This is a genomic window from Pedobacter cryoconitis, from assembly GCF_014200605.1.
Lineage (GTDB): Bacteria > Bacteroidota > Bacteroidia > Sphingobacteriales > Sphingobacteriaceae > Pedobacter > Pedobacter cryoconitis_B.
Map to the genome: position 1 here is coordinate 1 of NZ_JACHCE010000001.1, position 22429 is coordinate 22429.

Below are 22429 nucleotides of genomic sequence, written 5' to 3' on the forward strand. Positions count from 1 at the left end.
AGTATTATTACCAGCAGTTGGATCATTTTCATTTCCTGTGATCGTCGCTGTATTGGCATAAGGGCCGGTAGCATTAACGGTAGCGGTAATAGCTAAGGCAGAACTTAATCCACTTCCCAAAGTACCTATGTTCCATACACCTGTGCCAGGAACATAAGTTGTACCCAAAGCAGGAAGTGAGCTTACATAAGTATAGCCTGCCGGAAGTAAATCATTAACAGTAATACCTGTGCCTGTACTAGGTCCGTTGTTTGTCGCTACAATATTAAATATAACATTGCTGCCTACTAAAGGAGCAGGGTTACTAACTGTTTTCACCACAGACCTGTCACTGGTTGCAACTGGCACCGGTGTTATTGAAGAAGTATTATTTCCAGGTACAGGATCAATTTCAAGACCTGTAATTACTGCTGTATTTATGTAAGGACCTACCGGATTTACCGTTGCGGTAATGGTCATGGTAGAAGAAGCTCCGTTTGCTAAAGGCCCTATAGTCCATGTTCCGGTTAAAGGGATATACGATGTTCCTGCCGCAGGGGTAGAACTCACATAGGTATAGCCTATTGGAAGTAAATCAGTAACTACAGTTGCATTACTGGTACTTGGACCATTGTTCGTAGCCACCAGTGTAAAGACAACATTACTTCCTACTGCCGGAGTCAGATTATTAACTGTTTTTACAATTGATTTATCTGAAGCCGGAACTGGTACTGGTAAAATTGTAGAGGTATTATTCGCGGCAACCGGATCGGTTTCATTTCCTGTAATGGTCGCTGTATTTGAGTAAGATCCCGTTGCATTTACTTTAGCGGTAATGGTCAGGGTAGAGGTTGCCCCATTTGCTAAAGCCCCTATAGTCCATAATCCGGTAGCGGGAACATAAGTTGTACCTGCTGGTGGCGTAGAACTTACATAGGTATATCCTGCCGGAAGCAGATCAGTAACTGTAATTCCAGTACCATGACTTAGTCCGTTATTTGCTGCAACCAGGGTAAATACAACATTGCTGCCAATCTGAGGTGTTAAATTATCGACAGTTTTTACGATTGCCCTATCTGTAACTGCTACCGGTACTGGTGTAACAGTTGCAGTATTATTACCAGCAGTTGGATCATTTTCATTTCCTGTGATCGTCGCTGTATTGGCATAAGGGCCGGTAGCATTTACCGTAGCAGTAATGGTCAATACTGCACTTGTGCCATTTGCTAGGGTACCGATAGTCCATATACCTGTGCCAGGAACATAAGTTGTACCCAGAGAAGGAAGTGAGCTTACATAAGTATAACCTGCCGGAAGTAAATCCGTAACTGAGGTCCCTGTACTTGCGCTTGGCCCGTTATTGGTAGCAGTTAATGTAAATATGACATTGGTACCTATAAGCGGGGTTGGGTTACTGACCGTTTTTGAGATAGTACGGTCGGCAGCTGAGGCGGGGACTGGTGTGACAGAAGAGGTGTTATTAGCAACCACAGGATCATTTTCGATCCCTGTAATCGCAGCTGTATTTATATAAGGCCCGGTCGGATTGACAGTAGCTGTAATAGTCATCGTTGCACCAGCTGTACTCGCCAGGTTTCCAATAGCCCATAAACCAGTCAGGTTAACATAGGTACCTGCAGTAGGCGGAGTATTACTGACATAGGTATAACCAGCGGGAAGAAGGTCTGTTACATTAACTCCTGTGGCCGGACTTGGTCCGTTGTTCACTGCATTTAAGGTAAAAATAACATTGCTGCCTACTATTGGAGTTGGATTATTTACAGTTTTGGTGATTTGACGGTCTGTCGTTAAAACCGGTACAGGTACTATCGTTGAGGTATTATTTGCAGTCACAGGGTCACTCTGATTTCCTGTGATCGTTGCAGTATTGGCATAAGGCCCGGTTAAGTTAACAGTTGCCACCATGGATAATGTAGCAGTACCGGTATTTGCTGCCAGGTTGCCTATAGTCCATACACCGGTTCCGGAATTATAAGTTCCAGCCGAAGGTATTGCGCTGACAAATGTATATCCAGCCGGAAGCAGGTCATTTACTGTAACCCCGGTTGCATTGTTATTTCCCAGGTTATTTGCCGTTAAGGTAAAAGTGACGTTGCTACCAATTGAAGGTGTTAGACTGCTTGCTGTTTTGGTAATAGATAAATCTACAGGGGAATCCAGAGATACACCAATTACAACAACATCACCAGAACTTGAATTTGCTGCTGACCATGCCGTTCCGGTTGCAGCCGCTGACCGCATATATACCCTTAGTGTTATTGTTGTAAGGTTCTGTCCGCTAAAAAGCACACTTCCGCATGCCCCGCCAGCTCCGCAGGTTGCGTCAGGGGTAGCGGCATTATTAGTAATCGAAGTACCTGAAACTGTTAATTCTGAAGTTCCAGAAAGTTTAGATAGAGTTATTCCTGTGGTAAGCAATGTATATTCCTGAGCTAATTTAATGGAGGATGATGCACCCATCCCACCGAAATGTATGACAGGATTATTAACAGGCCTGCTGAAAGTTATAGTTAAGTCTGCCATTTGAACTCTACCTCCAACTGGCACATTTGCGTTTCTAAGTACTGTTGCAGATGTAAGGAGAGAGATGCCATAATTTGTAGCCGCACTTATACCATTACCAGGACCGCCGCTATTTAAAGGGCTGGAAGTAAATGATGCATCAACTCCTCCTCCGACTCCACCCTGGGTAATAAAGGATGACCCGGCTATATACTGATCTGTACCTGTTCCAAGTCCTCCTCCAAAGAAAACACCTGGGTTAACAGGTAAAGCAGTTAATGGCCAGCTGGCTGTACTATATTGCTGATTACTCAGGCTATAGGTGACCGTGACAGGTGAACCGCCTGCATTATAAGTTGCTGAAGTTGTTCCAGTTGGATTGTTCGTGTTTTCTAATAAGGTCACCGTCTGTGGAAGAACAGTAGGCCCATTGGCAGCAGTACTGCCTGAGCCAGCAAATAACTCAAGAGTCTTCGGATTCTGGGCTAAGCTCAAAAAAGGGAAGAAGAAAAGAGAGAGCGCAAATATTTTTGCAGAGAGAGGTAAAGTAAATAGTCTTTTCATCGCAGAAGGGCTTAATACTTTTATGGTGGTATTACCATATAGTAATAGCTACGCTGGATTTCATGCCGTGCCTCTGATTTTTTAAGAAAAAATCTCCCTTCCCGTAAAATTTTTAACGTAGCTTTTTATATTTAAAAGAGAATAATTGTTTGTTCTGATCTTAAAACAGAATTAAGTAACCTGAAAAAAATAGAAACCTAGCTTTAGGTCACTTTTAAAAAAGAGAGTAGCATTTTTCATAAATTTAGATTTACGTTAATAGATTAAAATTTTCTAATTAAACTTTATATATAGGTGTATAATGTTAATTTCTATTCAGTAAATCTAAAATTAGAAATAAATAATAGATTGATTATCTGATATTTCTGTTCAGTTTGTTCATTTTCTTTAGGGTAAAACCTCTGGGAATAAAATCACAAAAAAAATGGGTGTGTCTTAATTATTTAAGACACACCCATTTTTTTTGAAAGATTTTAAAACTATTTCTTCGCGTCAGCCAATAATGCTGTATTTAAACGAATATATTCAGGATTCTTAATTTCTGTAGCTATTTTAATACCAGCTGCTGCACTTTCTGCTGCACCTTTTTTGTCGCCCATTTTAAGCTGAACGCGGCCTTTCCATAATTTGATCCATGGACCTTTACCACCATCTGCAGCATCTGCTGCATTCATCCATTCCATTGCTTTATTCAGGTCTTTTCCATTTTCCAGATAATAAATAGCTGACTGGAAATATGGTTTTTTATCACCTTTCATAGCCTCATCAATACTAGCCATTACTTTTGCATCAATATCTGTAGTCAGATTTACTGATACTAAAGTATTATCCCAGGTTAATTGCATTACCGCTTTTGTTGGCAACACATTCGTAAATCCGATAGTAAAAGTTTCTACGTTATCTTTTACAATAGCTGGCTTAACTTTGAACCTTAAAAAATCCTCAGATTCTTTGTAGTCATAAGCACCCCATTGTTTAGTGTTCTTGTTTAGAATTATTGTCCATTCAGTTTTGCCTGGAATAGTAAATAATGCATAATCACCTGCAGGAACCGGCTGGCCTTCTAAAGTGACATTGTCCGTGAAAGTAATTGTTGTTGCACTATTTGCACCTGTGCGCCATACTGATCCGTAAGGCTCCAGTTCACCAAATACTTTACGTCCTTTAGTATTTGGACGAGCGTATTTAACAGTAATTTTTCCAAGACCAAAGTCCTGTATTAAAGTTTGGCCAGAACTTGGCTGAGGGATATTTATACCCTGTGCTTTAAGATCTGCATTCAGGCTTACCGCCAGAATAAGCAGAAGTGCTGTTTTGAGTAATGTGTTCATTAGAATAAGTTTTGTTTAGACAAAACTACTGTTATGTTTTATAATACAAACCTTTTCTATCTATAAGTGTTAATGCCTAAACAAAACTTACTCTAATTAATATGATTATGAAACAATTAAGTTTATTTGGCTTGTTAGTTATCGGAGCCTGTTCTATCCAGGCATGTACAAGTCCAGAAAACCATGGCGTAAAAGGTGATTCTACAGCTATGGATTCAAGTAAATCAGACAGTTCTAAAATGAGTTCAAAGATGAGCGGTACAACTCCTGCTGATCCTACTAATCAATCAAAAGTTGACGGAGACGAAGCAACCTTTATGAAGTCGGCAGCTTTGGGCGGAATGATGGAAGTAGATCTGGGGCAGATTGCTCAAAAATCAACTAATCCTGATGTGAAAGCTTTTGCAGCAGAAATGGTAAAAGATCATTCTAAGGCTAATGCAGAACTTAAAGCATTAGCTGAAAAAGACAAAATTATTTTGCCAACTGAGTTTCCTGCGGAAGATAAAGCGCATATGGATATGATGAAAAGCATGACGGGCACTGCTTTTGACAAGCACTATATCGATATGATGGTTACTGACCATGATAAAACTATAGCCTTGTTTAAATCTGCCGCGGCTTCTCAAACAAAAGAAGTAAGCGAGTTTGCTAAAAAGATGCTTCCAATTATTACGGGGCACTATGAAAAAGCAAAAGCTATTCAGTCAAAATTGAAATAATCTTAAGGAAAAATAGTTTTAAATGAAGAAGGGCATTTTGTAATTAAACAAAATGCCCTTTTCTTATCCCTGAACTCTAACAGGGTCAAGAACCTGAGTGATCAGTTTTAATTTCTCTTCAGCTTTCTGTAACTGATGATGTAATTCCTGGGCAGCCATATCTGTCTGTAGTTTTAATTCAGGAATCAGTTCTCTGTAATAGTTAATTCCTTTAAATAGCTCCTCTCTGAATTTTTCAAAGTATTTAGTCTTCTTCGCATTTAAATCATGCAATTGCGCACTCAGGTCTTTTTTCAGGTAGTCAACATATAAATGCAGCTCATTTATAAATAAATTTGGGCGATTGAATTTGAAAGTGATTGTTTCCCTTCCATAAATATGATTGATCATTTCTTTCAGTGTATACTGTCTGGAGAAATAAGCCAGATTTGGACCAGGACAAATACTTACTGCTTTATTCTCTCTGGGTTTTAGCATATCATTCTTTAGATAAGCTGACGCACAAAGCCCTTCACACAGACAAATTTTCTCAGTAATCGCTTCAAACTTCCTGGCAAAGAGTACAGGATCTTGCTCAGTCGCTTCCAGTTGTTTAATTTTTAAATGCTGGTATTCTCTGGACGCTGTACAAATTGGCAATGCAGTAAATTCAGTATTTGTAGACAAAAACTTTTTCGTACAGGGGCTGCCTGGTCTTCCTTTTTCTATCCTTTGTAAACGTTGTTCTTCTATGGTGCTATTTCTGAAATTATTAAACAATACCCCTAAAGGCGACGAATCGCTTACATAAAAATCATCCTGTTTCGCTTTTGTCAGTGCCTCTAATGTTTGCGTATCCACGTTAGTCGCTTCAGGAACTAATAGAAAGGGGCTTCCCCATCCGGTAGCATCCAATTGATAATAGTTAAGCAGAAAAGCATTTTCTCCTGCAGTACCAATTCCGCCCTGAGCTGTAAACTTGAGTATAGGGTCCTGAAGTATAGAAATGCCTTTATTTAATAACGCATTTTGATAGATCGCTGATAATTCTTCACGCAGTTCATTTCTCTTTTGCTTAAATTCTTCTAAAATCGGGCCTAGCAGTAAACCTTCTGTTGCAAAAGCATGGCCTCCGCAATTCAGACCTGATTCTACCCTGAATTCAGCTACCCAAAGCCCCTTTTTAGCAAGCATTTTTGCCTGTATTAAAGCTGATCTGAAATCACTGACTTTCAAAATGATTTTCTTTTTAATCTGCCCGTTTAAATCAGGATAGAAATCAAGACAATTTTCCATATACGTATAGAGTCTTGGATTCAAACCAGCAGATATAACAACTGATGAAGCTAATTTACTGTTCCCAAAACCTCTCATCGCGGCAAGCGCATCTGTATAATCGTTTCCTAAGTTTTCCAGATCAGCTGTGTAATTCGCCTTATCCACTTTAGACATGATATTCACATCAATATTTCCTGCTTTCATTTGCAAACGTAATTCCTGTTGCAGACTTTCTTTTGCTGTTCCTTCAGGTAATTGAAGCATCTGAAGATACTGGGCTTTCAGTATAGATTTTTCAGGAAGCAGTTCAAAATAAGTATGGATATCTGCCCCTGTTACAAATGGTTCATTTTTTAGTGCGTTAAACTGCCGGTCAACCAGTTGACTGATTAAATCAAGATAAGCGGTTATCCTTTTTGCACGGCCATCATTATCTTCTTTTTTAATCAGTGTATAATCAAGATTATTTGCTGCAGAATGGAACTTCCTCATTCGCTCTGTCAGTTCATCATCAACGATAGAAAGGACAGAAGAAATACCATATCTGGCCACTTTTAAAGGAGTGTCAATGGAGTAGCCTAATCCCAAAACGGGTATGTGAAAAGTGTGGGTCATGCAATTATATGATTAGCTGTAGGCCGGCAAAATAGGGGAGAAAATTGGGGATAAAATATGACATGGATCATTATTTTTTATGATTTATATGGGCATCATGGATGACTTATATCATGGATAGGGCCAGAAGATGAGCGGATATTTGTGTTATAAAAACAACATATTATGGCAACTTTAACATTAAACACCGCCCCATCCCTTAGTCTATGGTCTAAATACTTAAACTTTGCGGATAGTCAGAAGCCAAATCACTTAGGCTGGTTTTTAGTTTCTATTGTTTTACACGCTACCATACTGGTTCCATTAACTTTTGTTGTGGTGTATTCATTAGGTGGTCATGTGATTCCATGTCTGGCAGCCAGTATGCTGATCTTCTTCGCTAATATTGTGGCAAATATGAGCAGTGCAAGTACCAGGGTAACCATAGGCGTATTTTATTTAAGCTTATTAATTCATGCAGTTATACTTGCAGTTACCGTTGCAGGTATCTAAACTCTTAATGCATTTTCTATATTTGTAAAAATCGATTATGGAAAAAGCAAGGTTATTAGAGGCAATTATTGAAACAGCCATTGATGGAATTATCACTATTGATCAAAGAGGAAAAATAGAAAGCCTTAACCCTGCGGCACTTCAACTTTTTGGATATACAATAGAAGAGGTTATCGGGCAAAATATAGCTAAGCTTATGCCCGAACCTGACAAGGGAAGACATGACGGCTATCTTTCCAAATACCACGATACCGGTGAAAAACATATCATTGGTAAAGGGCGTGAAGTCAAAGGACTTCGGAAAGATGGCTCTACATTTCCTTTCAGATTGGCTGTAAGTGAGGTGCAATATGAAAACCGGAAAATATATACTGGTTTTATCCATGATCTGTCTAAAGAAAAAGAAGCAGAAGAACGTTTGCAGGAATATGCTGCAGAACTGGAAAGCCTGGTTGAGGAACGGACTAAATCATTAAAAAAGACTGTCACTGCTTTAAGAGAAGCAAAAGAAGAGGTTAGTTTATCACTTGAAAAAGAAAAAGAGCTGAACCAGATGAAAAGCAGGTTTGTCTCTATGGCATCCCACGAATTTCGTACCCCACTGAGTTCGGTACAGCTTTCTGCTTCTCTTATTGAAAAATATGCGCAGCCTTTTCAAAACTCAAATATTGAGAAGCATGTACATAAAATAAAAAATGCTGTAGGTAACCTGACTACCATCCTTAACGATTTTCTATCTCTTGAAAGACTGGAAGCCGGAAGGGTAGAACCTGCATTTCAACCTTTTGATCTGGTTAAATTAGCAGAAGAAATTACGGAAGAGATGCAGATGATTGCCAAGCAGGATCAAAACATTATCTATCAGCATACAGGACTGGAAAGTATGGTCTCACTGGATCAGAACCTGTTAAAAAATTGCATGATCAACCTGATCAATAATGCAATCAAATACTCCGGAGAAAATACTTTTATTGAGTTTAATACTGAAATTAATGAACAGCAGTATCTGATTACGATCAAAGATAACGGGATCGGGATACCTGATACTGATCAGAGACATTTATTCCAGCCATTTTTCAGGGCACATAATACCGGAAATATCCCCGGCACAGGTTTAGGTTTAAATATCGTACTCCGGTATGTAGGCCTGATGAATGGCGAAGTGCAATTTGAAAGCGAAATCAATAAAGGCACTAAATTTACCCTATCTTTCAATAAAAAGGGAGCAATTCAATAATCAGAATAGAATTCAATACATAGCATGGAACACAGGAAACAAAGGATATTGATTATTGAAGACAATGACGATATCAGAGAAAGCACAGCGGAAATACTTGAACTTGCCGATTATGAGGTTTTCCAGGCTGACAATGGAAAGGCAGGAGTAGAAATGGCACATAGCCATCTGCCAGATCTGATTTTATGTGATATTATGATGCCGGAACTTGATGGCTACGGTGTACTTTATTTACTGAATAAAAACCCGGAAACAGCGGCAACCCCTTTTATTTTCTTAACTGCAAAAGCCGAGAGAATGGATATGCGTAAAGGGATGGAAATGGGTGCTGACGATTACCTGGTTAAACCTTTTGACGATGTCGAACTGCTAAATGCTATAGAAAGCCGTTTTAGCAAAAGAGAAAAGCAAGAGATCTTTTATAGTAAGTCAATTGATAAATTAAACAACCTGGTTTCCTCCAACCAGGGTATCAAAGAGCTGGATAAACTCATGCTCGATCGTAAAGTCCGTACCATTAAAAAGAAGCAGATCATCTATTATGAAGGGGATACTGTTTCGGGAATTTATCTCGTACTCAGTGGAAAGGTAAAAACCATTAAACTTTCCGAAGATGGGCGAGAGCTTTTAACAGGGATGTATGGGGCCGAAGAATATTTTGGAATCCCGGCCCTTTTATTAAATGAACCTTATGCTGAAACTGCTGAAGCATTGGAAGATACAACTGTATGTCAGCTCCCTAAAGAGACGCTTGATGAATTGCTTAACCGCTATCCGGATGTGGCCCGTCAGTTTATTCAAATTCTTTCTAATAATCTGCTCGACAAAGAAGAACAATTATTGCAATTAGCTTATCATTCTGTCCGTAAAAGGATGGCAGAAGTGCTGATACGCCTATGTAAACTGGAGAAACAAGATGGGCAGATTATCCTGCGTATTTCCAGAGATAATCTTGCTGCAATGGCAGGAATGGCTACAGAAACAGTGAGCCGGATTCTAAGTGATTTCAAAGATGAGGGCATTATTGAGCGAAAAGGAAGTCAGATCGGGATCATTGATCAGACGAAGCTTCAGCAAATGAAAAACTGATCCAGATCATATTTATGGCTGACTAACCTCATTCTCTCCAACCTGTTTTCGGGTTAATTTTGCTCATTAACAAATCGATCCGAATGAGAGTAGTAGCCTATAGTATAAAATCTTTTGAAAAAGAGCCACTGGCAATAGCCAACCATAAAAAACATGATATTACGTTAATATCCAATTCGCTGAGTCCTGATACCGTGAGTTATGCGGCAGGAAAAGAGGCTGTTATCGTCTTTACAGAGGATGTAGTCTCGGCAGCTGTAATTAATAGCCTGGCCGATCTGGGAGTGAAATATATCGCTACCAGATCTACGTCAACCGTGCATATTAACCAGCAGGCAGCAGCCAGCCGTAATATTAAAATCGCTAATGTTCCTGCAATTTCGCTAATGGCGGATACTGCCGATGAACTATCCCTCGCACTTGCCAGAGAAACGATCTTAAACCTTGATAAATGGCAGCAAAACCGCTGTTTGGGTTCTGCCTGTGTTTGTTCGAAAGCCTGTGATCAGGTTCATCCTAAAAGCCCTGATCATGAGCATTAAACAATTGATAGCGAAATACCATGTTGCTGCCCCGCGTTATACAAGTTATCCTACAGTTCCTTACTGGAATGCAGAAGGATTTGATCAGGAGAAATGGGCACAGGCAGTAAGTGAATCTTTTACACACAGCAATCATCAGGACGGGATCAGTTTATATATACATCTGCCTTTTTGTGAAAGTCTATGTACCTATTGTGGATGTAATACACGGATTACGCGTAACCACAAAGTAGAAAATCCTTATATTGAGGCAGTATTGAAAGAGTGGTCCTTATACCAAAAACTTTTTGACGATAAACCTATCATCCGTGAACTGCATTTAGGTGGGGGTACACCTACCTTTTTCAGCCCTGAAAATCTTGAACTGCTGATCAGTGGGATTCTTAAGCCAGCTACTGTCCATACCGACGCAGAATTTAGCTTTGAAGCGCATCCTTCCAATACAACACAGGCTCATTTAGATACTTTATATCAATTGGGGTTTAAGCGTTTGAGTCTTGGTATTCAGGATTTTGATCCTAAAGTACAACTGGCAATTAATAGGATTCAAAGTGTCGAAGAGGTATTACTGGTTACTGAACAGGCAAGAACTATAGGTTATCATTCTGTCAATTATGATCTGATTTATGGTCTTCCCCTACAAAATATAGAAGGGTTATCGGATACTATAGCATCAGTACTGGCTTTAAGACCAGACAGGATTGCTTTTTACAGTTATGCACATGTACCATGGGTAAGACCGGGACAGCGCAGATATACCGAAATGGACCTTCCTTCTGCTGCAGAAAAGCAGGAATTATACGAGCTTGGACGTGAAATGTTAAAAGCAGGGGGGTATATAGAAATAGGAATGGATCATTTTACACTAGCTACCGATAGCTTATATACCGCGGAAAAAGAAGGCAGGTTACACCGTAACTTTATGGGATATACCCATCAGTACAGCAAGCTGATGATCGGTTTAGGCGTTTCGTCGATTAGTGACAGCTGGACAGCTTTTGCACAGAATGTAAAAAAGGTAGAGGATTATATCAGTTTGGTTAATGCAGGTGAAATTCCTGTTTTTAAAGGGCATATACTTGATCAGGAAGACCTGGTAATCAGAAGGCATATCTTAAACCTGATGTGTAAAGGAGAAACATCCTGGGCTCAGCCAGAGGAGCAGAGTATTGGTTTTATGAAAGGATTGGAACGAATGACCTTAATTGCTGATGATGGATTAGTAATGATCAAAGGCACAGAGTTAAAAGTAACCTTATTGGGAAAACGATTTTTAAGAAATATCTGTATGGCACTCGATTCAAGACTTTACGTTAATCAGCCGCAAACACAACTATTCAGTATGGCAGGCTAATATGAATGCCGGTGAAAACAACAATTATTCAGATCAGACACATATTGCAGTTCCGGCTTTGGCCGGGCTTAAATATGGAATATTAAGTTCCAGCCCACGCAGGATAAACCAGATACCCAGTATGACCATCATGTAAGGAATCACTTTATTGATTCTCCTTCTAAAAATTGCAGTAGTGAAACCTGCACTTATGCCGGCAATAAACATTAAAGGCACAGTACCCATTCCATACCAGAACATATATTCAACTGCTGTATGCACAGACCCGGTATTCAATGCGCCAGCTAGTGCCAGGTAGACCAAACCACAAGGCAGAAAGCCGTTTACAATTCCAATGATCAAATGATTTGCTTTATGTTTTAATGCATATCCAAACAACTTGTTAAAAGGCTGCAGCAGTTTAGCGTTAGCTCTGCCAGCTGAGAAATTAAAGAGCTTTGAAGCTGCGGCTGTAAGAATGAGTAAGCCACTTAGTATACTTAAATATTGTTGTACACCTGCAAGCCATATTTGCTGTCCGATGAAGCCTATAAGAGTACCCAGAATACAGTATGAAATGATTCTGCCCCCCTGATAACTTAATTTATCCAGCACCAGAAATCCCCAGCCCTTTTTTAAGGCAGGGACGGCAAAGGCTAAAGGACCGCACATCCCTAAACAATGTACACTGCCCATTAATCCGATCAGAAATGCCAGATATTGATCACTCATCTGATATTTATTTCCTGTTCACAGAGATATTTTTTAGACAGGCTTTCCCATTCGATAATTAATCGCCATGATCCTTTTGGCAGGTTCATCACAGGTACCAGTACCTGTTTCTCCGGGTTGGTTTCAAAAGGCATTGCCCTGTCCATACGTTTATCCGAAGTACGCATCAGTCTTAAATTTCCTTTAGCCTGTTCCGTAAAAACCAGTTCAAGGTTTTCCTTACCTGCTGTTATCTTCGGTTTTGCATGGTCAAGATTAACCTGTTCCTTCAGGTTATAAACCTGATCATAGTTGATCCCCTTTTCATAGTAATCGTTATCTACCAGTGCATCAGTTTTGCTGTTAAACATGATCACCACCAATACGATAATGAAACTCATAAAGGTTCCCATGCCTATTAATATTTTTACTCCCCAGTTCATCTCTTATTCATTAGAAGGTGCAATAAATGTAGTCTTAAACTGTCCGGCAACCTTATGCTCAGACATCAGTTTAAAACCAATAGCTGTTTTATATTTCTGAATAGATTTTTGTGGTAAAATCACAAAAAAAGTAAGCTTTACTGTTTCTCCGGGCTTCACGATATTCTCCTGCTGGATATACTGTATTTTAGCCTCTTTATTATCCGGTACAATTTCAAATCTGATGGGGTGAGTAGTCTTATTGACCAGTTCTGAGTTATAGAGATTACTGACAGTTTTATCTTTATCCCTAAGCTGGTACAAGGTGCCGCTTGCTCTTAAAATAGTTGTTTCTACATCACTGCGGCTAATGAGCAAATAACCCAGTACTGTCATCAGCATCAGCAAAACCCCGGCATAACCATAAATCCGTTTATTTAAATGGAAAGGTTTTTTAGTAGCGATTTCATCCTCAGATTTAAATCCGATCAGCCGGAGCGGACGGTCAATTTTCTCCATCACCATATCACAGGCATCAATACAGGCGGTACAGTTAACACATTCCATTTGCGTACCGTTCCTGATATCTATCCCGGTAGGACAAACCTGAACGCATAACTTACAATCAATACAGTCTCCTTCTGTTTGTTCTATTTCTTTAACTCTCTTTCCGCGAGGTTCACCACGCTGATAATCATAGGCAACGATAATACTCTGATTGTCTAATAATACCCCTTGTAAACGGCCATAAGGACAGGCTACCGTACAAACCAGTTCTCTCATCCTTGAAAACACAAGATAGAATGCCAGCGTAAACAGGCAGATTGCAATAAATCCGGTAATATGCATAGCGATTGGTTCTGTCATTATTTTCCACAATACCTCCGTACTGATTAAATAAGAAAGAAAAATATTGGCAATCAGAAAAGATATAGTCAGGAATAGTACATGTTTAATGGTCTTCTTCCTGACCTTTTCAGCGTTGAGAGGTCCATCATCAAGTTTCTTTTGTTTCACATGGTCACCTTCTATCCAGTTCTCAATTTTCCGGAAAACCATTTCCATAAAGATAGTTTGAGGGCAGGCCCACCCGCAGAAGACCCTCCCAAAAACTACCGTGAACAACACTACACCAATGATGAAAATTAATAATGCCAGCACAAAAAGATAGAAATCCTGTGGCCAGAAAATTATCCCAAAGAAGACAAACTTCCTTTCCAGCACATTCAGCAGGATCAGCTGTTCTCCATTCAGTTTAAGAAATGGAGCAGAAAACAGGATAGCCAGAAAAAAATAGCTTACCGCAGCACGGTACTGGTAAACCTTTCCTTTAATAATCTTAGGGTAGATCCACTTTCTTTTTTTTCCGTCATCGGTAATCGTACCAGGCTGATCTCTAAAATGTGCAGGACTTTGTGACATAATTATTCCTTGTTACCCTGTGGTGCTTTTGCACCTGCAGGTTTTGTTCCTTGTAATGACAAAACATAGTTTGTTAAGTCTGATATCTGCTGTGCGCTGAGCGATTTTTCCCAGGCAATCATCCCTTTTTCAGGGACACCATACTTAATCGTTTTGAAGACGTCTTTGGCTTTTCCGCCATGCAGCCAGTATTCGTCAGTCAGGTTTGGCCCTACAATACCTTCCCCATGTTCTCCATGACAAGGTGTACAGCGATTGGCAAATAAGGAAGCTCCATTTTTGATCACCGCTTCATCTTTACTTTGCTCCATATTGTTTTCATTCACCGCATTGGCTGCATTCGCAGGATTTGACAGGAAAGCAACCCTGGCCTCTGCTGCCTGTTCTATTTCTGCTATATATTCCTCTTCCTGCGATTTACCAAAACCAAGCACATCGTAAGTCAGCAAATAGCCGATGGCAAAAATGATTGTACCATAGAACAGAATCATAAACCAGGCAGGAGTAGGGTTATTCAATTCTGCAATGCCATCGAATTTATGTTCCATGACCAGGTTTTTCTCCTCTTCCATAGGTTTCAGCTGCATCAGCTTAGTCCATATCGAAGGTTTTTTGGCTTTGATCACCTGTAGTGCTTCCTGTTCCAGTCTTCTTTTTTCCTTTTCTTCTGCAGTGGCGAAAGGAACCGGATTAATGGATTCCCGGACATAAAACTTAATCACCTTCAGCATTAATATCGCCACACAAAGGATCATAACTGCAGTAATAAGCATTAAACCGATTACAATATCTGCCGATGTACTTCCTGTAGACCAGCTGCTGTTAATTACCTCTTTCATCCTGATCGTCTTTTATTGGGAGTTCGCTCATATATTTTATTTCGTCCTTTTTCATGGTCAGCAGTAATATGCCGACCAGTAAGAAAAATAGCATGAAGATGCCGAGTGAGCTGAGCAGATACCCTTGGTTTCCATCAACCTTATCTAAAAATTGCTTAAACATGTTTTACGTTATTTGGCTTTAATATCAGTACCCAGGCGTTGCAGATAAGCGATGATCGCGATGATCTCCTTATCACTTTTTACCTTAATATTGTTTTGTTGTAAATCTGCGGCAATCGCTTTTGCCTGCTGATCAAGATCGGCGTTCGCTTGATGCTCATAACCCAGTTCATATGGAACACCCAATGTGCGCATTGCATTGATTTTTACACGCGTTGTTGTGGTATCCAGTTTTTGTTCAGCAAGCCATTCATATGGAGGCATAATACTGCCTGGTGACATCGTTTGCGGATCATATAAGTGATTGTAATGCCAGGCATTTCCATATTTACCGCCTTCACGCTGTAAATCCGGTCCGGTACGTTTTGATCCCCATAAAAATGGGTGGTCATAAACAAACTCTCCGGCTTTACTATATTCTCCATAACGCTCAGTTTCGGAACGGAATGGGCGGATCATCTGAGAGTGACAGTTGACACAACCTTCTCTGATATAAACATCCCTGCCCTGTAATTCTAATGGCGTATATGGTTTTACACTTGATATCGTCGGGATATTAGATTTAATAGTGAATGTGGGCATCATTTCAATCATCCCCCCAATCAGAATTACAATCAGTGAAAGCACCATGAAAATCATTGGTTTACGTTCCAGCATACGGTGTAATTTCTTATCGTCGCCCTGAGCCACATAAACCTGAGGTAAAGGCTGTGCTTCTGCAGCTTCATTGGCTACAAGTTTACCAGCTTTCATGGTTTTGATCAGGTTATAAGTCATTACAATTACTCCTGTCAGATATAATGCACCACCAATGGCTCTCATTACATACATCGGGATAATCTGCATCACAGTTTCCAGGAAATTTGGATATTTTAATACACCTTCGGGGGTGAACTCTTTCCACATTAAGCCCTGTGTAAATCCAGAGAAATAAAGTGGGACAGCATAAAATATAATTCCCAGTGTACCTATCCAGAAATGGAAAGAGGCTAGTTTTACAGAGTATAATGTAGTATTGTATATTCTTGGGATCAGCCAGTATAAAATAGCGAAAGTTAAGAATCCGTTCCAGCCTAAAGCACCTACATGGACGTGTGCAACTATCCAGTCTGTATAATGTGCAATGGCATTAATCTGTTTAAATGCTAATAACGGACCTTCAAAAGTGGCCATACCATAGGCTGTTAAACCTACAACCATAAATTTAAGTTTAGGATCTTCTCTTACTTTATCCCAGGCACCACGTAAAGTAAGCAGCCCGTTAATCATACCACCCCAGCTTGGGGCAATCAGCATTACTGAGAAAGCTACGCCTAAAGATTGTGCCCATGAAGGCAATGAAGTATATAACAAGTGGTGTGGGCCTGCCCAGATATAAATAAAAATAAGTGACCAGAAATGCAGGATACTCAGCTTGTAGGAGTATACCGGGCGATTAGCCATTTTTGGTAAAAAGTAATACATCATACCCAGGTAAGGCGTGGTCAGGAAGAATGCTACTGCATTATGTCCATACCACCATTGTACCAGGGCATCCTGCACACCTGCATAGATATAATAACTTTTAAACGCTGAAACAGGTAATTGAGCAGAGTTGACAATATGAAGTACAGCTACCGTAACAAAAGTTGCAATGTAAAACCAGATGGCCACATACATATGTTTTTCCCGTCTTTTAATAATTGTACCAAACATATTGTAACCAAAGACCACCCAGATTACTGTAATTGCGATATCTATCGGCCATTCCATTTCCGCATATTCATGCGAGCTGGTCAGTCCCAGCGGAAGCGTGATCACTGTTGCGATGATAATTAATTGCCAGCCCCAGAAATGTATTTTACTTAACACATCACTGTACATCCTTGCTTTAAGGAGCCGCTGTAAAGAATAATAAACGCCCATAAAAATGGCATTACCTACAAATGCAAAAATTACCGCATTGGTATGTAATGGCCTGATACGGCCGAAAGTTGTGTATTGGGAGCCCATATTCAGTGCAGGTTTGAAGAGCTGCATAGCAATCAGGAGTCCAACCGTCATTCCTACAATACCCCAGATGATGGTGGCTAATGCGAAGTTTCTGACGATTTTGTTGTCGTAATGGAATTTTTCAGTCATGAGAAAAACTGGTTTGGTTTATGGGGGTAAAATTAGCTTGTGGTGGTATTCCGGGGTGTGACAGGAGTTATCTCCCTAAGTGATCTTCATCACTTTTTTCTTCATTACTGGTTTCCTGATGGTCTTCTTCTTCAAAAAGTATCCTTATGCCAGGGGTAAAGAGATCATCATGCTGACCAGATTTACTAGCCCAGAAAAAGGCCAGCAGAAAGAGCAGTGCTAATAAAATACTGAAGCCTATCAGCATGTAGATCATGTTCATAATAAATGGTTTTTACGGGCGTAAAACCGGGCGGTTAAACTGGTAAATAGTATAATCGTGATGGTACTCAAAGGCATTAGTATTGCCGCCATCAGCGGAGAAAGTAAACCTTGTACGGCAAAGAATAATCCAGCTGCATTGTAAAGCAAAGAGATAACAAAACTCATATGGATTACTTTTACTGCATCTTTGGCCTGCTTAATAAGTTGCGGTATCTTTTTAAAAGCGGCCCCGTCCAGTATGGCATCACAGCCGGGAGAGAAATTATTAATATCGTCTGTGACTGCTATACCCAGATTACTTTGTTTTAATGCCCCGGCATCATTCAAACCATCACCAAGCATCATTACTTTGGCTCCGGTTTGCTGTAGCTGAAGGATATAATCCAGTTTCTGCTGCGGACTTTGCTGAAAATGTAACTGCTGTGTCCTTGGGAAAAATGGGGTGAGGAGTTTTCGGTCATGGTCCTGATCTCCAGATAACAGATGCAAATCAGATTGCTGACCTAGTTTTAAAGCGAGTTGTTTAAACCCTTCTCTCCAGCGTTGCGAAGAGCGGAAATAGCCGCAATAGTGGTGTTCAATCAGGATATGAACTACACTGCCCTGATCTTGTGTATTTAATCCCAAATGGGCAGCGCTTCCTAATTTTACTTCATGGCCATCCACGCAGCCACTAATTCCGCGGCCCACTTTTTCTTTATATTGTTCTACCAGGAACTGAGGTCTGAGGTTAAGCCATTTAACCAGTTCCCTGCTTAGCGGATGTCCTGAGTTTCTTGCCAGATCGCAGACCAGTTGTCTTTCATATTTGTCCATCTTACCACTAAAATCAAAGCCAGCAGCATCTGGATTAGTAATTGTTCCTGTTTTATCAAAAACAATAGTATCAATCCTGGCTAGTTCTTCTATAACTGCCGTGTTTTTTAAATAGAATTTATTCTTGTCAAATATGCTGAGTACAGCGGCTAAAGTGAAAGGAGAGCTCAAAGCGAGAGCACAGGGGCAGGCAATAATTAATACAGCGGTAAATGAAGCTACAGCCTTGTTGATATCGGTACTGATCCAGTACAGGCCTGCTGCAAGGGCTATAGCGACCAGAACAATACTAAAATAACGGCTTGCAGTATCGCTAAAGGTCTTAATCGGATCTCTTTGTCCGCAGAAAGCTTCATTGTTCCATAATTTAGTGAGATAGCTCTGAGAAACGGGTTTGACTACTTCAAGTTCAATAGCACCGTTCAGCTGTCTCCCGCCCGCATAAACGATCTCACCCAATACTTTTTCTACAGGCAGAGATTCTCCTGTAACAAAGCTGAAGTCAAGTTTGGCCTCTCCTTTTAATAATATAGCGTCTGCAGGGATAATTTCATTGCTGCGGATCAGAATACGGTTACCTGTTTTTAGCTCATTCAGCGGAAGTGGCTTTTCTTTGCCATCTTTTAACTGCGTTACTGCCACCGGAAAGTAAGAGCGGAAATCACGCTCAAATGAGAGATAATGGTATGTGCGTTTTTGCATCCATTTACCAATCAGAAGAAAGAATACAAGTGAACACAGGGTATCGACAAAACCGGCACCAGTCTGGGTAATAATTTCGTAAGCAGAGCGAAGAAACATAACAGCAATACCCAGCGCAAGTGGAAAATCCAGGTTTAATACTCCATTTTTAAGATTTGTCCATGCAGAGATAAAATAGTCCCTGGCACTATAAAGCAATACCGGAATCGCAAAAGCCAGGTTAATCCATCCAAAGAAGTTTTTGAAATCCTGCTCGAAGCTGTTCAGGCCAAAGTAATCGGGGAAACTTAGCAGCATTACATTTCCAAAACAGAAACCTGCAACTGCAATTTTGGTAAAAAGATTACGTTCAGAATGATCAGTCCTTTGCTTTTTGATCATATCCTGTAAACTGATTAAGGGCTCATAACCAATTGCACTCAATGTTTCTACGACCTGACGCAAAGAAATTTCCTGATTTTTAAAGGTAATGCTAACCTGTTTTTTCAAAAAATCTACACGTGACTGTGAAATAGCAGGATTGATCTTATACAAATGTTCCAGTAACCAGATACAGGAACTGCAATGGATAACAGGAATAAAAAGTGTAATAACAGTGACTTTAGGATCTGTATAATCAACTAGTTCGGCTGCTATGCCTGGCTCGTCAAGATAGTTGAAATGCTGTGCTTTTTTTTGCTGTGAGCTTCCTGGTACATCGTTATACAGATAATAACTGGATAGGTGATGATCAGATAGAATCTGATAAACACCTTTACAGCCAAGACAGCAAAATTGTTTGTCTTCAGCGAAATATGCGGTCTCAGGGAGATTGTCGCCGCAGTGAAAACAATGTGTTTCTACTTTTAAGCTGTTTGTTTCTTTCATAAGAAATTCTTTCCTCCAAAAGTGAGGGCATAATCTCAATCTTAAAATGATACCTGAAACCTTAAAAAGTGACGCAAGTCACTTTTATTTCCATAACTTTATATTTTATTTCGTACAATTAAAAACTATTGCCCTTTACGGCCGCTGATCAGAAGATGGAACTATCATGTGCAGTTGAATCGTACGAAATGAATAAAATTATTAAGTAAATGAGCGCTTCATTACCATTGAAAAACAATTATATTCCAATGAAAAAAGATATAATGCAGTTCTGGACAAAACTTATGGGGAGCCCGCAGACTCATACACTAGAAGCAATTATATTTCATACAGCCTGCATTTTTACTGGTTTACTTTTTATCTGCAGTATATTTTTTAATTACCTGATTGGATTATACACGCTGTCTATATTGCTTGTTCCGGCTGTATTTTCTGTTAGCCTTGTATATTATCTGTCGAAATTCAAATACAAACTTAATCTTGCGATTACTATTTTCTGTGTAATAGGTAATTTGTTATTTATTGCCTTTTTTCTGAATAATTCTGGTATTAATGGTCCTGGTCTGGTCATATATCTGCTCTTTTTCTTTTTAGTAATTAGTATTGTTCCTAAGAGTCAGCGTTTTGGATGGATGGGAGTGAATATTATTGTGGCCATCAGCCTGATCCTTTTTCAATATTATAATCCTGAAGCTGTCCCTTTTAATTATAAAAATGATTTTAGCAGACATCTTGATCTGAGCTATGTCTATTTCTTTACGCTGATTATTATTTATTTTATTTTAACCAGTATTATATCGAGCTATAACAGGGAAAGATTGCTTGCCGAAAAGCGGGCAGAACAATTGGAAATTGCCAATCAGTCAAAAAATAAGTTGTTTTCTATCCTGGCACATGATCTCAGGTCTCCTTTAAATTCTATCCAGAGTTTTCTGGAGATTTCCATGGAAATGGAAATCGAGGAAGACGAGAAAAGAACTATAAATTCCAGCTTGCTTAAGGAGACTAAATATACCGGGCAAATGTTAATTAATTTACTTTCCTGGAGTAAAACTCAAATGGAAGGAGTTAATGTCAGACTCATCAGAATCGAGCTGGCAAAAGTACTGGAGACTACTTTGCTTTTACAGACTAGCCTGGCAGAAGAGAAAGGCCTGACTTTAAATAACAGGATTCAGCAGCATGTTCATGTGATTGCAGACCGCGATATGATGGAACTGATTATACGTAATCTGATTAATAATGCCATTAAATTTACACCTGCCGGTGGTGAAATTACTATTTCTTCTGAGCTCCATGGAGCTGAATGCTGGATTAAAATACAGGATACAGGAGTTGGAATTGCCAGACATGATTATGATAATATCTTTTCTCTGCATTCTGAGAGCACCTATGGAACAAATCAGGAAAAAGGTGTTGGGCTGGGTTTAGTTTTGTGTAAGGAATTTATTGCCATGCAAAATGGTAGAATCTGGGTGGAAAGTACGGTGAATGTTGGCACAGCATTTTTTGTGAGTATAAATCTTGCTTCACAAGCCGATTTATTCCCTTTGCATTTGAATTGAAAGTTTAATTAATCACCTTTACACGGTCAAAAAAAACTAAATATATATGGAAGATCATTATGAACTGTCCCGTTTCGGAAAGGATTTTAAGGAAAGAGTTGAAAACGCGCTTGACTGCCTGAGAAGGGGTAAAGGGGTATTGGTCGTTGATGACGAAAGCAGAGAAAATGAAGGTGACCTGATCTTCCCTGCCGAAACTATGTCAGTACCTGATATGGCTTTAATGATCAGAGAATGCAGTGGTATTATCTGTTTGTGTTTAAAACCGGATAAGGTTGATGCTTTGAAGCTGCAGCCAATGGTGCAGGTAAATACGAGTAAATATCATACGCCGTTTACGATATCTATAGAGGCTAAAGAAGGAGTGACTACCGGGGTTTCTGCTGCTGATCGTTTACAGACAATCAGAACGGCAATTTCAGATCAGGCGAAGCCTGAGAATCTTTCAAGACCTGGGCATGTATTTCCACTGAGGGCTAATGAGGATGGGGTTTTTGGAAGACGTGGTCATACCGAGGGTAGTATAGATTTAGTGGTTCTTGCAGGTTTCAGACCGGTTGCAGTTCTTTGTGAACTGACTAATGAGGATGGGACTATGGCAAGACTGGCAGAGATTTCTGTTTTTGCCGAGAAGTATGGGTCAACGGTTGTTTCAATCGAGGATATATTTCAGTATCGGTTGTCTTTAATAAAGTAATTCTCTGCGCGTACTGAGAAATAAAAAAAACGGGCATGCTATGTTCGGTGGGCATTGCCTTCGCTTGAAGGAGCTTGGAACGCTATACCCTCATATTAGCATACCCGTTTTTTTTAGCTCCTCCTGTTGCTGGATTCATAGCCTGGGACGGGGCATA

At 39.8% G+C, this 22429-nt stretch carries 19 protein-coding genes; 8 read left to right on the forward strand and 11 right to left on the reverse strand.

The window, feature by feature from the left end; translation table 11 throughout:
• A partial coding sequence (locus tag HDE68_RS00005; protein ID WP_183877665.1) for a DUF11 domain-containing protein occupies positions 1-3066 on the reverse strand: 3066 nt, incomplete at its 3' end.
• Positions 3067-3545: 479 nt separating this feature from the next.
• Entirely contained in the window at positions 3546-4397 is an 852-nt protein-coding gene (locus HDE68_RS00010; RefSeq protein ID WP_183877667.1) for a DUF2911 domain-containing protein, read from the reverse strand.
• 107 nt (positions 4398-4504) lie between these two features.
• On the opposite strand from HDE68_RS00010, the gene HDE68_RS00015 reads away from it, so the two are divergent.
• Positions 4505-5119, forward strand: a complete 615-nt coding sequence (locus tag HDE68_RS00015; protein ID WP_183877669.1) for a DUF4142 domain-containing protein — start codon at positions 4505-4507, stop codon at positions 5117-5119.
• Positions 5120-5182: 63 nt separating this feature from the next.
• On the opposite strand, the gene HDE68_RS00020 is transcribed toward HDE68_RS00015, so the two are convergent.
• Complete coding sequence (locus HDE68_RS00020; protein WP_183877671.1) at positions 5183-6991, reverse strand: hypothetical protein; 1809 nt, start codon at positions 6989-6991, stop codon at positions 5183-5185.
• 165 nt (positions 6992-7156) lie between these two features.
• Between HDE68_RS00020 and HDE68_RS00025 the strand changes: the two genes are divergently transcribed.
• The 5 genes from HDE68_RS00025 to hemN all read left to right on the forward strand — a co-directional run bounded on the left by HDE68_RS00025 (position 7157) and on the right by hemN (position 11705).
• Positions 7157-7483 carry a hypothetical protein gene (locus HDE68_RS00025; RefSeq protein WP_183877672.1) on the forward strand — a complete coding sequence of 109 codons (327 nt, stop codon included), beginning with the start codon at positions 7157-7159 and terminating at the stop codon, positions 7481-7483.
• 37 nt (positions 7484-7520) lie between these two features.
• Entirely contained in the window at positions 7521-8720 is a 1200-nt protein-coding gene (locus tag HDE68_RS00030; protein WP_183877674.1) for a PAS domain-containing sensor histidine kinase, read from the forward strand.
• Between the two features lie 24 nt (positions 8721-8744).
• Positions 8745-9809, forward strand: coding sequence for a response regulator (locus HDE68_RS00035; RefSeq protein ID WP_183877676.1), 1065 nt, complete (start codon positions 8745-8747; stop codon positions 9807-9809).
• Positions 9810-9892: 83 nt separating this feature from the next.
• Complete coding sequence (locus HDE68_RS00040; protein ID WP_183877678.1) at positions 9893-10351, forward strand: lactate dehydrogenase; 459 nt, start codon at positions 9893-9895, stop codon at positions 10349-10351.
• Positions 10341-11705 (forward strand): oxygen-independent coproporphyrinogen III oxidase, encoded by a 1365-nt coding sequence (gene hemN, locus HDE68_RS00045; RefSeq protein WP_183877680.1) that lies wholly within the window; start codon positions 10341-10343, stop codon positions 11703-11705. Before HDE68_RS00040 ends, hemN begins: the two co-directional genes overlap by 11 nt.
• Before the next feature lie 33 nt (positions 11706-11738).
• On the opposite strand, the gene HDE68_RS00050 is transcribed toward hemN, so the two are convergent.
• The 8 genes from HDE68_RS00050 to HDE68_RS00085 form a co-directional block, all read right to left on the reverse strand.
• Positions 11739-12416 (reverse strand): sulfite exporter TauE/SafE family protein, encoded by a 678-nt coding sequence (locus HDE68_RS00050; RefSeq protein WP_183877682.1) that lies wholly within the window; start codon positions 12414-12416, stop codon positions 11739-11741.
• Positions 12413-12838 (reverse strand): FixH family protein, encoded by a 426-nt coding sequence (locus HDE68_RS00055; protein ID WP_183877685.1) that lies wholly within the window; start codon positions 12836-12838, stop codon positions 12413-12415. The genes HDE68_RS00050 and HDE68_RS00055 overlap by 4 nt, the downstream gene beginning before the upstream one ends.
• 3 nt (positions 12839-12841) lie before the next feature.
• The gene (gene ccoG / locus HDE68_RS00060; protein ID WP_183877687.1) at positions 12842-14239 is read right to left on the reverse strand and encodes a cytochrome c oxidase accessory protein CcoG; all 1398 of its coding nucleotides are present in this window, start codon (positions 14237-14239) and stop codon (positions 12842-12844) included.
• Positions 14240-14241: 2 nt separating this feature from the next.
• Complete coding sequence (locus HDE68_RS00065; protein ID WP_183877689.1) at positions 14242-15078, reverse strand: cbb3-type cytochrome c oxidase N-terminal domain-containing protein; 837 nt, start codon at positions 15076-15078, stop codon at positions 14242-14244.
• Positions 15062-15241, reverse strand: a complete 180-nt coding sequence (locus HDE68_RS00070) for a hypothetical protein (RefSeq protein ID WP_183877691.1) — start codon at positions 15239-15241, stop codon at positions 15062-15064. Before HDE68_RS00070 ends, HDE68_RS00065 begins: the two co-directional genes overlap by 17 nt.
• An 8-nt stretch (positions 15242-15249) precedes the next feature.
• Positions 15250-17361 (reverse strand): cytochrome-c oxidase, cbb3-type subunit I, encoded by a 2112-nt coding sequence (gene ccoN, locus HDE68_RS00075; RefSeq protein ID WP_183877693.1) that lies wholly within the window; start codon positions 17359-17361, stop codon positions 15250-15252.
• Between the two features lie 67 nt (positions 17362-17428).
• Complete coding sequence (gene ccoS / locus HDE68_RS00080) at positions 17429-17623, reverse strand: cbb3-type cytochrome oxidase assembly protein CcoS (protein ID WP_183877695.1); 195 nt, start codon at positions 17621-17623, stop codon at positions 17429-17431.
• On the reverse strand, positions 17620-20010 hold the full coding sequence (locus HDE68_RS00085; RefSeq protein WP_183877697.1) for a heavy metal translocating P-type ATPase: 2391 nt from the start codon (positions 20008-20010) through the stop codon (positions 17620-17622). Before HDE68_RS00085 ends, ccoS begins: the two co-directional genes overlap by 4 nt.
• A 209-nt stretch (positions 20011-20219) precedes the next feature.
• Between HDE68_RS00085 and HDE68_RS00090 the strand changes: the two genes are divergently transcribed.
• Entirely contained in the window at positions 20220-21575 is a 1356-nt protein-coding gene (locus tag HDE68_RS00090) for a sensor histidine kinase (protein WP_183877699.1), read from the forward strand.
• 46 nt (positions 21576-21621) lie between these two features.
• Positions 21622-22272: a 3,4-dihydroxy-2-butanone-4-phosphate synthase gene (ribB, locus tag HDE68_RS00095; RefSeq protein ID WP_183877701.1), complete on the forward strand. Its 651-nt coding sequence runs from the start codon at positions 21622-21624 to the stop codon at positions 22270-22272.
• The last annotated feature ends 157 nt before the right edge of the window (positions 22273-22429 follow it).